At 68.6% G+C, this 15,400-nt stretch carries 12 protein-coding genes, 4 tRNA genes and 1 pseudogene; 10 read left to right on the forward strand and 7 right to left on the reverse strand.

The features are described 5' to 3' along the window. Positions 1-39: 39 nt before the first annotated feature. The 8 genes from ACFWP5_RS26430 to ACFWP5_RS26465 all read left to right on the forward strand — a co-directional run bounded on the left by ACFWP5_RS26430 (position 40) and on the right by ACFWP5_RS26465 (position 7,085). Positions 40-1,551, forward strand: coding sequence for a metallophosphoesterase (locus ACFWP5_RS26430; protein WP_384161386.1), 1,512 nt, complete (start codon positions 40-42; stop codon positions 1,549-1,551). A 200-nt stretch (positions 1,552-1,751) separates the two neighbouring features. Next, positions 1,752-1,824 (forward strand) — tRNA-Glu (locus ACFWP5_RS26435). Between the two features lie 49 nt (positions 1,825-1,873). Beyond that, a tRNA-Asp gene (locus ACFWP5_RS26440) sits at positions 1,874-1,948 on the forward strand. 24 nt (positions 1,949-1,972) lie between these two features. After that, positions 1,973-2,046: transfer RNA gene (locus ACFWP5_RS26445), tRNA-Phe, on the forward strand. A 68-nt stretch (positions 2,047-2,114) separates the two neighbouring features. Then, on the forward strand, positions 2,115-2,516 hold the full coding sequence (locus ACFWP5_RS26450; protein ID WP_384161389.1) for a hypothetical protein: 402 nt from the start codon (positions 2,115-2,117) through the stop codon (positions 2,514-2,516). 103 nt (positions 2,517-2,619) lie between these two features. Further along, positions 2,620-6,579: an ATP-dependent RNA helicase HrpA gene (gene hrpA, locus ACFWP5_RS26455; RefSeq protein ID WP_384161392.1), complete on the forward strand. Its 3,960-nt coding sequence runs from the start codon at positions 2,620-2,622 to the stop codon at positions 6,577-6,579. Between the two features lie 95 nt (positions 6,580-6,674). After that, positions 6,675-6,749, forward strand: a tRNA-Asp gene (locus ACFWP5_RS26460). A 150-nt stretch (positions 6,750-6,899) separates the two neighbouring features. After that, a complete protein-coding gene (locus ACFWP5_RS26465) occupies positions 6,900-7,085 on the forward strand; it encodes a DUF6274 family protein (protein ID WP_384161395.1) in 186 nt (61 codons plus the stop codon). 400 nt (positions 7,086-7,485) lie between these two features. Here ACFWP5_RS26465 and bldC read toward each other — a convergent pair whose 3' ends face one another. Together bldC and ACFWP5_RS26475 are read right to left on the reverse strand one after the other, a co-directional pair. After that, positions 7,486-7,692, reverse strand: a complete 207-nt coding sequence (gene bldC / locus ACFWP5_RS26470) for a developmental transcriptional regulator BldC (RefSeq protein ID WP_033321412.1) — start codon at positions 7,690-7,692, stop codon at positions 7,486-7,488. A 533-nt stretch (positions 7,693-8,225) separates the two neighbouring features. Further along, a complete protein-coding gene (locus tag ACFWP5_RS26475) occupies positions 8,226-9,071 on the reverse strand; it encodes a hypothetical protein (protein ID WP_384161398.1) in 846 nt (281 codons plus the stop codon). Between the two features lie 223 nt (positions 9,072-9,294). Between ACFWP5_RS26475 and ACFWP5_RS26480 the strand changes: the two genes are divergently transcribed. Next, a complete protein-coding gene (locus ACFWP5_RS26480; RefSeq protein ID WP_384161401.1) occupies positions 9,295-10,389 on the forward strand; it encodes a Leu/Phe/Val dehydrogenase in 1,095 nt (364 codons plus the stop codon). A gap of 303 nt (positions 10,390-10,692) precedes the next feature. Further along, positions 10,693-10,950, forward strand: a complete 258-nt coding sequence (locus ACFWP5_RS26485) for a DUF3073 domain-containing protein (protein ID WP_019061825.1) — start codon at positions 10,693-10,695, stop codon at positions 10,948-10,950. 153 nt (positions 10,951-11,103) lie between these two features. Here the strand turns inward: ACFWP5_RS26485 and purM are convergent, their stop codons facing one another. The 5 genes and pseudogenes from purM to ACFWP5_RS26510 all read right to left on the reverse strand — a co-directional run. Continuing rightward, positions 11,104-12,204: a phosphoribosylformylglycinamidine cyclo-ligase gene (gene purM, locus ACFWP5_RS26490; RefSeq protein WP_384161405.1), complete on the reverse strand. Its 1,101-nt coding sequence runs from the start codon at positions 12,202-12,204 to the stop codon at positions 11,104-11,106. A gap of 37 nt (positions 12,205-12,241) precedes the next feature. Next, positions 12,242-13,768: an amidophosphoribosyltransferase gene (purF, locus tag ACFWP5_RS26495; RefSeq protein WP_384161408.1), complete on the reverse strand. Its 1,527-nt coding sequence runs from the start codon at positions 13,766-13,768 to the stop codon at positions 12,242-12,244. Between the two features lie 61 nt (positions 13,769-13,829). Further along, positions 13,830-14,297 carry an META domain-containing protein gene (locus ACFWP5_RS26500; RefSeq protein ID WP_384161411.1) on the reverse strand — a complete coding sequence of 156 codons (468 nt, stop codon included), beginning with the start codon at positions 14,295-14,297 and terminating at the stop codon, positions 13,830-13,832. A 58-nt stretch (positions 14,298-14,355) separates the two neighbouring features. Continuing rightward, positions 14,356-15,153, reverse strand: a complete 798-nt coding sequence (locus tag ACFWP5_RS26505) for a sterol carrier family protein (RefSeq protein ID WP_384161414.1) — start codon at positions 15,151-15,153, stop codon at positions 14,356-14,358. Positions 15,154-15,163: 10 nt separating this feature from the next. After that, a pseudogene (locus ACFWP5_RS26510) lies at positions 15,164-15,400 on the reverse strand (hypothetical protein); the annotation flags it as partial.

Consider the following 15,400-nt stretch of genomic DNA (forward strand, 5'->3'; position numbering starts at 1 on the left):
TCCCGCATACCTGCCCCCACCCCTGGGCATACGGGACCAATGGCCAGCGTCCCCGTCGCAGCCCTGAACCGCCTCCGCCGAGCCCAGCACGCCCTGACCCGCCACTACCGCGCCCGCAGTCCCCGCCCCACCGTCGAACTCGTCCCCCAGCCCCACCCCTGGCCCCGCGCCCTCGGCCTCGTCATGGTCGTCGTCCTCGGGGCCTGGCTCGGCCTGCTGATCGTGGGCAACGTACGGACCCAGGTCGGCCCCATGAACACGACCATGACCCTGCGCCCGTCCCTCACCGGCGGCACGAAGATCAACGTCTCCCCGCTCGGCGCCCTGTCCCTCGACAGCCACCACGCCCCCGTCCGCCTGGACGTCAACGTCGACCAACTCGACCCGGAGCGTTCCCAGGCCCTCGTCGACCACCCCGAGCGCATCTCCGGCCTCCAGGACGAGGTCGCCCGGGACGTCGAACACGGCACCCTCGACCTGGCCGTACGGTCGTGCGCGGCCGTAGTCCTGGGCGCGACGACCCTCGGCCTCGCGGTCTACCGCCGCCCCCGCCGAGCCATCGCGGCCGGCGGCCTGGCCCTGGCCCTCCTCGCCGCGTCAGGAGCGACGGCCTACGCGACCTGGAACCCCAAGTCGATCCTGGAACCGAAGTTCTCCGGCCTGCTCTCCTCCGCCCCGTCCCTGGTCGGCAACGCACGCAACATCGTCACCGAATTCGACGTCTACCAGAAGGAGTTGGCCCGCCTGGTGACGAACGTGACCAAGCTCTACGACGTCACGTCCACGCTCCCCGCGTACCAGCCGGACCCGGGCACGATCCGCGTGCTGCACGTCTCGGACATCCACCTGAACCCCGCGAGCTGGAAGATCATCGCGTCGCTGGTGGAGCAGTACAAGGTGAACGTGATCGTCGACACCGGCGACACCATGGACCACGGCACGACGACCGAGAACGGCTTCCTCGACCCGATCGCCGACCTGGGCGCGCCCTACGTCTGGGTCAGGGGCAACCACGACTCCCTCGCGACCCAGCGCTACCTCGGACACATCAAGAACGTGCACGTCCTGGACGCGGGCCGCGCGGAGACGGTCGCGGGTGTGCGCTTCGCGGGCATCGGCGACCCCCAGTTCACCCCCGACCGCTCGGTCGCCACGGGCGGCAACGCGGCCGAGGAACTCGCCGGCGACCAGCTCGCCTCCGCTCTCCGCGACCAGCGGGCCGCCGGCACCCCGGTCGACATCGCCCTGGTCCACGAACCGTCGGCGGCACGCAAGACCGACGGCGAGGTCCCGCTGGTCCTGGCCGGGCACCTCCACCACGAGGGCACCGAGGTCATGAAGCACGGCACCCGGCTGCGCATCGAGGGCTCGACGGGCGGCAGCGGCCTGCGCGCGGTGGAGGGCAAGTACCCCGACCCGATCGAGGCGTCGATCCTCTACATCGACCGCGACACCCACCGCCTCCAGGCCTGGGACGAGATCAAACTCGGCGGCCTGGGCCTGACGACGGCAGAGGTCAGCCGCCACCTCCCGAAGGAGAACCTGCCCTGAGCACACGGCGTCTTTTCGGTTTGGCTCCGGCCCAAACGCCGTAGTACAGTCTCGTCGTGCCCAAGGGCGCCGGTCAGGGCTTGACCGTCCGAAACTCCGCAGGGAGCCAGGAGAAGCAGAACCCTTCGGGGGAAAGCGGAGTCACATGCTTCTCACGTCCTCCTGGGACACCTAGACGAAGCAGAGCAGTACGGAAGTTGGCCCTCATCGTCTAGTGGCCCAGGACGCCGCCCTTTCAAGGCGGTAGCACGGGTTCGAATCCCGTTGGGGGCACGCAATACCGTGTGCGACACTGGCTCTGCCAGTTCGCGCGCAACAGCTTGGTCCTGTGGAGCAGCTTGGAGTGCTCGCCACCCTGTCAAGGTGGAGGCCGCGGGTTCAAATCCCGTCAGGACCGCTGAGGTTCCGCAAGGAATCTCGTGGCTGGGTAGCTCAGTTGGTACGAGCGATCGCCTGAAAAGCGATAGGTCGCCGGTTCGACCCCGGCCCCAGCCACCGGATCGAAAGCCCTGTCCCACCGGGACGGGGCTTTCGTCGTAACCGGAACCACGGGGCGGGGCGCGATGAGCCAGGACGAGGCGAGAGGCATCCGGGACACGGACCTGGAGAAGGTGCGGGCTCGGTACGGATTGCTCGCGGTGATTCTCAGCAATGTCGGGATCACCGTGGTGGCGATGTTCGGCGTATGGCAGTTGAACGGCGACCGGGCGGTGATCGTAGGCGTCCTGACCTCGGCGTTCACGGCGATGGCCAGCCTGACGACGGCGTACCTGGGCATCAAGGCCGTGTCGAACACGGCCCAGTCGATGTCCAAGGAAGCGGCCAGGCAGCAAGACGCCGGTCGGCAGAATTCAGCCCGTCCGGCGCTTGAGGACGAGGCCGTTCAGGCCGACGGGGGCCTGGGGGCGGAGCCCCCGGGAACGGCCACCATCCCCTCCCCCACTGCTCCGACAACGGCACCCTGACCCACCCGCACGACCCCTGCCGAGCCGTCGCAGGCAACCCGCCGAGCCGTCGCGGACAATTCGTTCGCCAGGAATTTCGGCGAGGTGAGATCCTGGACGGCGTATGTCTACGCACCCCGCCTCCGCACCCGGCGCTCCCGCCCTCGGCGACCTCGCCCCCCGCCTGACCGAGCTGACTCTGCGCGACGCGCACCGGCTCGGGCGCAGGCTCGAAGGCGCGCGCAAGATCCGTAAACCGGAGGCCCGCGCTGCCGTGCTCGCCGAGATCGAGGCCGAGGTGGCCCGCGGCGAGGAGCGGATGGCCGAGCGGCGCCGCCGTATCCCCGCGATCTCGTATCCGGAGCAACTGCCGGTCAGCCAGAAGAAGGCGGACATCGCGGCAGCGATCCGTGATCACCAGGTCGTGATCGTGGCCGGTGAGACCGGCTCCGGCAAGACCACCCAGATCCCCAAGATCTGTCTCGAACTCGGCCGCGGCGTCCGCGGCATGATCGGGCACACCCAGCCCCGCCGTATCGCCGCGCGCACCGTCGCCGAGCGCATCGCGGAGGAGATGGACACCCCGCTCGGCGAGGCCGTCGGCTGGAAGGTCCGTTTCACGGACCAGGTGAACCAGGAGTCGACGTTCATCAAGCTGATGACGGACGGCATCCTGCTCGCCGAACTCCAGACCGACCGCGAACTGCGCGCCTACGACACGATCATCATCGACGAGGCCCACGAGCGGTCCCTCAACATCGACTTCCTCCTCGGCTATCTCGCCCAACTGCTGCCCAAGCGGCCGGACTTGAAGGTCGTCATCACCTCGGCGACCATCGACCCCGAGCGCTTCTCCCGGCACTTCGGCGAGGCCCCGATCATCGAGGTCAGCGGCCGGACGTATCCGGTCGAGGTGCGTTACCGCCCGCTCCTGGAGGACGAGTCCGAGGACTCCGACCGCGATCAGATCACCGCGATCTGCGATGCCGTGGAAGAGCTTCAGGGCGAGGGCAAGGGCGACATCCTCGTCTTCCTGTCCGGCGAGCGCGAGATCCGCGACACGGCGGACGCGCTGACGAAGAAGAACTACCGGTTCACGGAAGTCCTCCCGCTCTACGCCCGGCTCTCGCACGCCGAGCAGCATCGCGTGTTCCAGCAGCACACCGGCCGCAGGATCGTTCTGGCGACCAACGTCGCCGAGACCTCGCTCACCGTCCCGGGCATCAAGTACGTCATCGACCCCGGCTTCGCCCGGATCAGCCGCTACAGCCACCGTACGAAGGTGCAGCGGCTGCCCATCGAGGCGGTCAGCCAGGCAAGTGCCAACCAGCGCAAGGGCCGTTGCGGTCGTACGTCGGACGGCATCTGCATCCGGCTCTACTCCGAGGAGGACTTCCTCGCCCGCCCGGAGTACACCGATGCCGAGATCCTCCGGACGAACCTCGCGTCCGTGATCCTGCAGATGACCGCGGCCGGTCTCGGTGAGATCGAGAAGTTCCCGTTCATCGATCCGCCGGACCACCGCAACATCCGCGACGGTGTCCAACTCCTCCAGGAACTGGGCGCGTTGGACCCGGGCGAGAAGGACCCGCGCAACCGGCTCACGCAGACGGGCCGCAAGCTGGCCCAACTCCCGGTCGACCCGCGGCTCGCCCGCATGGTGCTGGAGGCCGACAAGAACGGCTGTGTGCGCGAGGTCATGGTGATCGCCGCCGCGCTCTCCATCCAGGACCCGCGCGAGCGTCCCGCCGACAAGCAGACCCAGGCCGACCAGCAGCACGCGCGCTTCCGGGACGAGACGAGCGACTTCCTCGCGTTCCTGAACATGTGGCGGTACATCCGCGAGCAGCAGAAGGAGCGCGGCTCGTCGGCCTTCCGTCGCATGTGCAAGCAGGAGTACCTGAACTTCCTGCGGATCCGCGAGTGGCAGGACATCTACAGCCAACTCCGCACGGTCGCCAAGCAGATGGGCATCCAGTTCAACGAGGAGGACGCGGCCGAGCACAGCGTCCACGTCTCCCTCCTCGCGGGTCTGCTCTCGCACATCGGCATGAAGGACGTGAAGGACGGCGCGAAGAACGAGTATCTGGGCGCCCGCAGCGCCAAGTTCGCGATCTTCCCGGGTTCGGCGCTCTTCAAGAAGACCCCGCGTTTCGTCATGTCGGCGGAGCTGGTGGAGACTTCACGCCTCTGGGCGCGCGTCAACGCCAAGATCGAGCCCGAGTGGGTCGAGCCCCTCGCCGGCCACCTCCTGAAGCGGACGTACAGCGAACCGCACTGGGAGAAGGACCAGGCGGCCGTGATGGCCTTCGAGAAGGTCACGCTCTACGGCGTCCCGATCATCGCCCAGCGCAAGGTGAACTACGGCCGGATCGACCCGGAGGCGTCCCGCGAGCTGTTCATCCGCAACGCGCTCGTCGAGGGCGACTGGCGCACGCACCACAAGTTCTTCGCCGACAACCGCAGACTCCTCACCGAGGTCGAGGAGTTGGAGCATCGCGCCCGGCGCCGGGACATCCTGGTCGACGACGAGACGCTCTACGACTTCTACGACCAGCGGGTGCCCGAACACGTCGTCTCCGGCGCCCACTTCGACTCCTGGTGGAAGCACAAGCACCATGAGGAGCCCGAACTCCTGGACTTCGAGCGCTCGATGCTCATCAACGAGCGCGCGGGGGACATCAGCAAGGACGACTATCCGGACTCCTGGCATCAGGGGCGGCTGAAGTTCCGGGTGACGTACCAGTTCGAGCCGGGTGCGGACGCGGACGGTGTCACGGTCCATATCCCGCTCCAGGTCCTCAACCAGGTCACGGACGAGGGCTTCGACTGGCAGATCCCGGGCCTGCGGGAGGAGGTCGTGACGGAGCTGATCCGCTCCCTCCCGAAGCCGATCCGCCGCAACTACGTCCCGGCCCCGAACTTCGCCCAGCGCTTCCTGGCAGCCGCGGTCCCGCTCCAGGAACCTCTGCCGACCACCATGGCCCGCGAGTTGAAGCGCATGGTCGGAGTCCCCTTCACCGCCGACGACTTCGACTGGTCGAAGGTCCCGGACCACCTCCTCATCACCTTCCGGATCGTCGACGAACGGCGCCGCAAGATCGCCGAGGACAAGGACCTGGAGGCGCTGAAGGTCTGGCTGAAGCCGAAGGCGCGCCAGGCCATCTCGCAGGCGGCCGCGGCGACGGCCGAGCGCGAGGGCGGGGAGTCCCTGGAGCGCAAGGGCCTCACCGACTGGTCGATCGGCTCGCTCACCCGCGTCTTCGAGACCCGCCGGGCCGGCCAGCCGGTGAAGGCGTACCCGGCGCTGGTCGACGACGGCGACACCGTCTCCGTACGGCTCTTCGACACGGAGGAGGAGCAGGCGGAGGCGATGTGGAAGGGCACGCGCCGGCTCATCGTGCGCAACATCCCGGTCAACCCGGCGAAGTTCGCGTCCGAGAAGCTCACGAACGCGCAGAAGCTCGCCCTGTCCGCGAATCCGCACGGTTCGAGCCAGGCGCTGTTCGACGACTGCGCGATGGCCGCGGCCGACAAGCTGATCGGTGACTTCGGCGGGCCGGCGTGGGACGAGGAGTCGTACCGGAAGCTCTACGAGAAGGTGCGAGCGGAGATCGTCGACACGACGGTCCGTGCCGTGAGCCAGGTCCAACAGGTGCTGGCCGCCTGGCAGGCCTGTGAGCGCCGCCTGAAGGCAGCGCACAGCCCCGCCCTCCTCCCCAACCTCGCGGACGTACGCGCCCAGTTGGACGCCCTCGTGAAGCCGGGCTTCGTCACGGCGGCGGGGATACGTCGCCTGCCCGACCTGATGCGCTACCTGGTGGCCGCCGACCGTCGTCTCCAGCAGATGCCGACGGGGGTCCAGCGGGACACCACACGCATGGAGAAGGTCCACGAGATGCAGGACGAGTACGCGTGGCTCTTGGAGCAACTCCCGCAGGGCCGCCCGGTGCCCTCCTCCGTCCGGGACATCCCCTGGATGATCGAGGAGCTCCGGGTCAGCTATTTCGCCCACGCGCTGGGCACGGCGTACGCGGTTTCCGACAAGCGGATCGTGAAGGCGATCGACGCGGCCGCACCGTAACAGCGCCTGCACACTGGGTGAGTTCGACCAGGCGGGCCCGCCTCCTGTACAGTCTCATCTCGCGGCACAGCGCACCATCGAGTGCCGTGAAACCAGGTCCTGTGGAGCAGCTTGGAGTGCTCGCCACCCTGTCAAGGTGGAGGCCGCGGGTTCAAATCCCGTCAGGACCGCAGTAGATCAAACAAGAGCCCGGGTCTTCGGACCCGGGCTTTCGTGTGTGCCGGCATCCTCACGGCCTCTACGGCGCCCTTGACGCCCCCACATCCGCCAGGTACCCAGAAACCAGGGCCCGTTCCACGCAGGGCCACTGGAGGTGGCGCATGGCGGTTTCGGTCAGGCACGAGACGCGGGCGTTGCTCCGTGCGCATCTGTCGGCCGCCAGCTCCTACCGCCACGTGACCCGGCACTGCGCGATCTGCCACCGCCTGCTGCGGCTGGCCATGGACTCCCCTCCGCCGTGGGAGTCGCGGGAACCTCAGGATGATCCGGAGAGTGGACCCTCCTAGCGCACATAGGTCAGAGGCAACAAGCCATCTGGCATGTGACGGGTGTCACCGCATAAGTTTTTGAAACGTCGGAACTTACGACTCACCTACAACTGGTCAATTTAATATGTGCAATTGCACCCCCACGAGGGATGGTCCACAGGAGATCCGACACCCCTCCCCAGACTCCGACAAGGTTCCTCACAGGACCGCGCGATCGGCACACACGGAGCCCCCACCAGGCACAAAAAAGATCGCGCTGGACCCGGCGGAGTCCAGCGCGATCTACGACGCACCCTGTTCGTTTGGCTCAAGAGCGTTGGGCGTGGGCCCTGTTGGGGCAGAACCCGCGTCGCTTGGAGCTGTGATGTCGGACACCGCGGCCGGCTGGGGGGCCCGCCTTGTGCCCTTATTCAGTTGGTCAGGCTTCCGTGCGCTGCTGCGGAATGCCCGCGAGCAGGGCACGGACCTCCGCCTCGCGGTAACGGCGGTGTCCGCCGAGCGTGCGAATCGAAGTGAGCTTGCCGGCCTTCGCCCACCGCGTGACCGTCTTGGGGTCCACACGGAACATCGTGGCGACCTCAGCCGGGGTCAGCAGCGGCTCGGCATCAGGGGTGCGAGCGGTCATGAGCGGCCTCCTCGGGAGAACCGAACCTTCTCGGTTCATTCCTCTAAATTCTGCACCTTGACCCGCGTTGCCCGAAATGGCGGACGCGGGTCGAGTCGGTTATAGGACGAACGGCTTGTCCTCGGCACTACAACTACACCATCTGTCCAACCGCGTAGGCCAAACCGATGGAATTGCCCTCCCAGGCGTCCATCAGCGACGGAAGCCGATGGACCATGCCATAGCGGACAGTCACACCACTGTGACGATCAGTCACAGGGGCGATCAGGAGTCATCCAGACCCCCCAAAGCGCGCAATGCCGAGATTCCGCCCAAAGCATGACGGATGGAGTCCTCCCCGGACTCCTTGTCCTATTTTGGCATGAGGAGGGGCAAGCGGCGCAAGGCATCTGCACGTGCGGTCCGTCACGCTTGGCATCAATCGTCCGGATCGGGACCTACGTCCCGTGTTGACGAACCGTAAGAATCCTATGCGCATCTGTTCGAAGATGTCAGCCACGTTCGAAGGCGCGCCGGCCCCGTCCGTCTCCGCGTCAGTTCGCCGAGCGCCGGTCCCTGACCGACCGCCAGCGCTCCACGAGCCGCCCGTACGCCTCGCCCGCCGCCGCCCCGTCCCCGGTCCGCAGCGCCTCGATGCCGGCGGCCACGTCCGCCGCCGAGTGGTCGTCCTCCAGCTCGCCGGCCGGCACGACGTGCACGAGCCCGCCGTAGTCCAGCTCGACCAGGGACCGCGGATGGAACTCCTCCAGCCAGCGCCCCACGTCCACCAGACCGTCGATCAGCGGCCCGTCGTCCATCGCGTCCTTCAGGGCCCGCAGCGCCCGCGCCACGCGCCGCCGCGCCTGCACCATCGGCGTGCGGTACCGCAGCATGGGCGGGTCGTCCCCGGAGGCCTTGTCGTAGCGCCGCTCCTCGTCGCCGACGAGCACGAACCAGTTCAGCGGCACCTGCCAGGTCGCCGTGCGGATCCACGGCCGGGCGTCCGGATTCCGGGCCAGCCAGCGCTCGTAGTCCTGAGTGGCCTGGTGCCGTACGAGCGGCGGCAGTACGGCGTCCAGGACCGGCGGCGGAAGCTCCTCCACGAGGTCTCCCAGGGCCTGCCAGCCGCGCAGCCGGGTGCGCCAGGGGCAGACGCAGACCACGCCGTCGACCTCGACCACGAAGGCGTCGGCGCTCTCGTGCACCGGCACCGGGACCGGCGGGGTGGGCAGCAAGTCGGCCAGCGCCCGGCGCAGTTCGTCCTGGTACGACGGACGGTCGGGGCGGCGGGCGTAGCGCGTCCAGTGGCCGCGCTCCGGCTCGGGGAAAGCGGCCAGCGGCTCGTAGACCCGTAGATAGGTCGCGTACGGGACGATCACCGAGGACACCTTCTTGGGCACGCCTGCTCCCTCCCCCGCCGTCCGCCAGGAAAACCTCCGGAACCCGCTCACAAACGCGCGGGAAAACTATGCAAATCGTCGCACGGACACCCCCCTTCGGTAGGTGATCCTGAACACTGCACGGATGGCGGCCTGACGCAGGCTCTACGCTCATGCCACGGCACCCCGCCACCCTTACGGGAGCCTGTCTCCAACCGCCGCCACTTACCCAGGAGTCACCACCGTGACCGACGTAGACAACGGCGTCCTGCACACCCTGTTCCACTCGGACCAGGGCGGTCATGAGCAAGTCGTGCTCTGCCAGGACCGGGCCAGCGGCCTCAAGGCCGTCATCGCCATCCACAACACCGCCCTGGGCCCCGCCCTGGGCGGTACGCGCTTCTACCCGTACGCGAGCGAGGAAGAAGCCGTCGCCGACGCGCTCAACCTCGCCCGCGGGATGTCGTACAAGAACGCCATGGCCGGTCTGGACCACGGCGGCGGCAAGGCCGTGATCATCGGTGACCCGGAGCGCGACAAGACCGAGGAACTGCTGCTCGCCTACGGCCGGTTCGTGGCCTCGCTCGGCGGGCGGTACGTCACCGCGTGCGACGTCGGCACGTATGTCGCCGACATGGACGTCGTGGCCCGCGAGTGCCACTGGACGACCGGGCGCTCCCCGGAGAACGGCGGCGCGGGCGACTCCTCGGTGCTGACCGCCTTCGGTGTCTTCCAGGGGATGCGGGCCAGCGCCGAGCACCTGTGGGGCGACCCGTCGCTGAGCGGCCGTACGGTCGGCATCGCGGGCGTGGGCAAGGTCGGGCACCACCTGGTGGAGCACCTGCGGGACGAGGGCGCCGAGGTCGTGATCACGGACGTGCGCGAGGAGTCCGTACGACGGATTCTCGACAAGCACCCGACCGGTGTGAGCGCCGTCACGGACACGGAGGCGCTGATCCGGGTCGAGGGACTCGACATCTACGCCCCCTGCGCGCTCGGCGGCGCCCTGAACGACGCGACCGTGCCGGTGCTGACCGCCACGGTGGTGTGCGGCGCCGCCAACAACCAGCTGGAGCACCCGGGTGTCGAGAAGGACCTCGCCGACCGCGGGATCCTCTACGCGCCGGACTACGTGGTGAACGCCGGCGGCGTGATCCAGGTCGCCGACGAGCTGCACGGGTTCGACTTCGAGCGGTGCAAGGCGAAGGCCGCGAAGATCTTCGACACCACGCTGGCCATATTCGCACGTGCGAAGGAAGACGGTATTCCGCCGGCCGCCGCGGCCGACCGGATCGCCGAGCAGCGGATGCACGAGGCGGCCGCGGTACGCGGATTCTGAGGTTCCGTTCGGCCGCTCGGAGGGGCTTGCCGGTACCCGTCGGCGACGACTTAGAGAGAACTCTCACGTTCGTCGGCGGGTCGCCTGCCAAGAAGTGGTTAAAATCGCGGTTGACCAGCGAGTACAGGGCACCTCGCGGGTCCTGGAGCCCGGCACGTGCTGCGGGCGACGTACCGTATGGGCGCGGGCTCAGGTACCGTGGAAGCCCTACGGACCGGTCTCTCCACGGAGAGTCCGTTCCAGAACATGAACGCGTGTCAAGACTCTGGGGCCACCGAGCCCCGTATCCGAGGGGGTCGAGCCATGGGGCGCGGCCGGGCAAAGGCCAAGCAGACGAAGGTCGCCCGCCAGCTGAAGTACAGCAGCGGCGGGACTGACCTCTCGCGTCTGGCCAATGAGCTGGGCGCTTCGACTTCGAGCCAGCCGCCGAATGGCGAGCCGTTCGAGGACGACGACGAGGAAGAAGACGACCCGTACGCTCAGTACGCGGATCTCTATAACGACGACGATGAGGACGAGGACGACGAGTCCGGTCCCCAGTCGCAACGTCGCGGCGCTTGACGCAACAGCGCCCCTCGCAGTTTCCGCCATTTCCGGAACAACTGCACCTCACCCGGTCCGGGGCTACACCGCCGGACCGGGTTTTGTGCTGCCGTTGATCAGCATGTGCCGCCCTTGATCAGGTCGCGGCACTTCTGGATCGAAGCGGCACTTCTAGATCGAATACGTGCCGACCATCTCCGCGCCCGTCGCGTGGTCGCCCCGCTCGGTGATCTCGCCGGCGATCCAGGCCTCGACCCCGCGGTCGGCCAGGGTGTCGAGGGCCACGTCCGCCGACTCCTCGGGGACGATCGCGATCATGCCGACGCCCATGTTCAGGGTCTTCTCCAGCTCCAGGCGCTCGACCTGGCCCGTCTTTCCGACGAGGTCGAAGATCGGCGCCGGGGTCCAGGTGGAGCGGTCCACGATCGCGTGCAGGCCGTCCGGGATCACCCGGGCGAGGTTGGCGGCGAGCCCGCCACCGGTGACGTGCGAGAAGGCGTGCACGTCGGTCGTGCGGGTCAGCGCCAGGCAGTCCAGCGAGTAGATCCTGGTGGGCACGAGGAGTTCCTCGCCGAGCGTGCGGCCCAGCTCCTCGATGCGCGCCTCCAGGTCGAGACCGGCCTGGTTCAGGAGCACATGCCGGACGAGCGAGTACCCGTTCGAGTGAAGTCCGGAGGACGCCATCGCGATGACGGCGTCACCCGTCCGGATGCGATCGGCGCCGAGCAGCCGGTCGGCCTCCACGACGCCCGTACCGGCGCCGGCGACGTCGAAGTCGTCCGGGCCGAGCAGACCGGGGTGTTCGGCGGTCTCGCCGCCGACCAGGGCGCACCCGGCCAGCACACAGCCCTCGGCGATGCCCTTGACGATGGCCGCGACACGCTCGGGGTGAACCTTGCCGACGCAGATGTAGTCGGTCATGAAGAGCGGCTCGGCGCCGCACACCACGATGTCGTCCATGACCATGGCGACCAGGTCGTGGCCGATCGTGTCGTAGACGCCGAGCCGGCGCGCGATGTCGACCTTGGTGCCGACGCCGTCCGTGGCGGAGGCGAGCAGGGGGCGCTCGAACCGCTTGAGGGCGGAGGCGTCGAAGAGCCCGGCGAAACCGCCGAGGCCACCGAGGACCTCGGGGCGCTGGGTCTTCTTCACCCACTCCTTCATGAGTTCTACGGCGCGGTCGCCCGCGTCGATGTCGACGCCGGCAGCCGCATAGGAAGCACCGGAGGGGGAGCCCGTCGACGGAGTCGACTGATCGGATGCAGCAGACATTGCCTGGGATCTTTCGCGTTGATTGATACGGCGGGGCTTACGGGCGACGGATCGCGTCGGCCGCGGCCGTGGCGGCCGGACCGGCCGCCAGCTCGGTCTCCAGGAGCTGCTTGCCGAGCAGCTCGGGGTCCGGGAGTTCCATCGGGTACTCGCCGTCGAAGCAGGCGCGGCACAGGTTCGGCTTGGCGATGGTGGTCGCGTCGATCATGCCGTCGATGGAGATGTACGACAGGGAGTCGGCGCCCAGCGAGGTGCCGATCTCGTCGACGGTCATGCCGTTGGCGATGAGTTCGGCGCGGGTGGGGAAGTCGATGCCGAAGAAGCAGGGCCACTTCACGGGCGGCGAGGAGATCCGGATGTGGACCTCGGCGGCGCCGGCCTCGCGGAGCATGCGCACCAGGGCGCGCTGGGTGTTGCCCCGCACGATCGAGTCGTCGACGACGACCAGGCGCTTGCCCTTGATGACTTCCTTCAGCGGATTCAGCTTCAGGCGGATGCCGAGCTGCCGGATGGTCTGCGAAGGCTGGATGAACGTACGGCCGACATAGGCGTTCTTCACCAGACCCGCGCCGAACGGGATGCCCGAGGCCTCCGCGTAACCGATGGCGGCCGGGGTGCCGGACTCCGGAGTCGCTATGACCAGATCGGCCTCGACCGGAGCTTCCTTGGCGAGCTTGCGGCCCATCTCCACGCGGGAGAGATAGACGTTCCGCCCGGCGATGTCGGTGTCGGGGCGGGCGAGATAGACGTACTCGAAGACGCAGCCCTTGGGCTTCGCTTCCGCGAATCGGGAGGTGCGCAGGCCGTTCTCGTCGATGGCGACGAACTCGCCCGGCTCGATCTCGCGGACGTAGGCGGCGCCGCAGATGTCGAGGGCGGCGGACTCGGAGGCGACGACCCAGCCGCGCTCCAGCCGGCCGAGGACCAGCGGGCGGACGCCCTGCGGGTCGCGGGCGGCGTAGAGGGTGTGCTCGTCCATGAAGACGAGCGAGAAGGCGCCCTTGACCTGCGGGAGGACCGCGTGGGCGGCTTCTTCGATGGTCAGCGGCTTGCCGTCGGGATCGACCTGGGCCGCGAGGAGCGCGGTGAGCAGGTCGGTGTCGTTGGTGGCCGCGACGCGGGGCGTACGGCCTTCCTGCTTGGGCAGGTCGGCGACCATCTCCGCCAGTTGGGCGGTGTTGACCAGGTTGCCGTTGTGGCCGAGCGCGATCGAGCCGTGCGCGGTGGCGCGGAACGTCGGCTGGGCGTTCTCCCAGGTGGAGGCGCCGGTGGTCGAGTAGCGGGCGTGTCCGACCGCGATATGACCCTGGAGCGAACTGAGGGAGGTCTCGTCGAAGACCTGGGAAACGAGGCCCATGTCCTTGAAGACGAGGATCTGCGAGCCGTTGCTGACCGCGATTCCCGCGGATTCCTGGCCTCGATGCTGGAGGGCGTAGAGCCCGAAGTAAGTGAGCTTGGCGACCTCTTCACCGGGAGCCCAGACTCCGAAGACGCCGCAAGCGTCCTGGGGTCCTTTCTCGCCGGGGAGCAGATCATGACTGAGTCGACCGTCACCACGTGGCACGGCACCGAGTGTAGGCGAGATCGACCACTGGTCCGAATTCGGGTTACTCGCCGGTAGTGGATCACTTGGCGGCGACGGCGCGGACGATCGTGCCGTTTCCGCTGGTCAGCGTGATGGTGTCGTGATCGACTCGGTAGCCGACCTGGCCCCCGAAGAGGCCGAGCAGGGCACGTTCGGTGCCCATGAGTGAGGCGTCGCACATCATTCGGGTAGTGGACGGACGGCCGAGCGTGATGTGCCCGGCGCGTACGGTGGCCGTCGCGTTGACGGCGTTGCACCCGAGCCGGCCGCCGACCTTGCCGCCGCTCCTGCCGTTTTCGCCGCTCTTGGCGTCGAAGGTGAGCCGCGGTGTGCCGTGCACCTGCCGTGCCGAACCGTCCACGGTGATGCCCTGCACCCGCCAGTCGACCCCGGTGACGGGCCGCTGCGCGTCGACGGATCCGCTACCGCTGTTGGCCTTCTCGCCGCCGCACGCCACCACGAGCGGGACGATGGTCAGGACGGCGAGGGTGAATCGCTGTTTGTCCATGGGGATGGGACGGGAGGGGTGGGGGAGCGGTTCCCTGGCGCCCTTGAGGTTCCGCGGATCACCCCATGATCGGCAGGAGTCCGCTCAGATCCGCCCGCTCGCCGCTCGCGCTGACCTTCGCCTCTTCTACGGCGTCCTTCCACGGCGTCCGCCCGGTCGCGAGCCGGAGCCAGGTCAGGGGGTCGGTCTCGACGACGTTGGGCGGGGTGCCGCGGGTGTGCCGGGGTCCTTCGACGCACTGCACGACGGCGTACGGCGGGACGCGCACCTCGGTCGAGCCGCCGGGGGCCTTCACGGCCAGGGCGTCGGCCAGCAGGCGGGTGCAGGCGGCGAGGGCCTGGCGGTCGTAGGGGATGTCGAGGCCGGGGACGGCGGCGTTGAGGTCGTCGGTGTGGACGACGAGTTCGACGGTGCGGGTGACGAGGTAGTCGGCCAGGGGCATCGCGCCGACGTTGGTTTCGAGCAGCCGGGTGCCGGGGTGGGTGTCGAGGTGCGCGATGAGGGTGCGTTCGACGTCGGCGAGGTAGGCGTCGAGGTCGGGGTGCTGTGCGGCGAGGGTGCGGGTGAAGTCGGCGATGGCCTCGGAGTTGGCGGCGGTGGCGAAGGGCCAGTCGAGGATCACGGCGTCCTGCGCGGGCGGGGCCGGTTTGTCGAGCCCCCGGTGGACGGCGGTGACCGCCATCCCGATGTGCGCGATCAGCTCCCGTACGGTCCAGTCGCCGAGGCGGGTGGGGAGCGCGAGCTGTTCGGGGGTGAGCGTTCCTGCGGCCTGGCGTACGTTCCCGAGCTGGGCGAGGACCGCGGTGCGGGTCTTGACGGGGTCGTACGTACGCGCGCGCTTCTTGGCCGGGGGCATGGCGGGGAGCCTAATCCTCGGGTGTGGACGGCACACGGCGTTTTTGCCCGCGGCTGGTGGGTGCGCGGTTGGTGGGTGCGCCGCTGGTGGGCGCGCCGCTGGTGGGCGCGCCGCTGGTGGGCGCGCGGCTGGTGGGTGCGCGGCTGGTGGGTGCGCGGTTGGTGGGTGGGTCGGGGTCGTGGCGGTACGGCGAGCCCGCCGCTGGTTGTGCCCCTCTGGTGTTGCCACAGTTGGAGGGGTGGGGACC

This window comes from Streptomyces sp. NPDC058469, assembly GCF_042721125.1.
Taxonomy (GTDB): Bacteria; Actinomycetota; Actinomycetes; order Streptomycetales; family Streptomycetaceae; genus Streptomyces.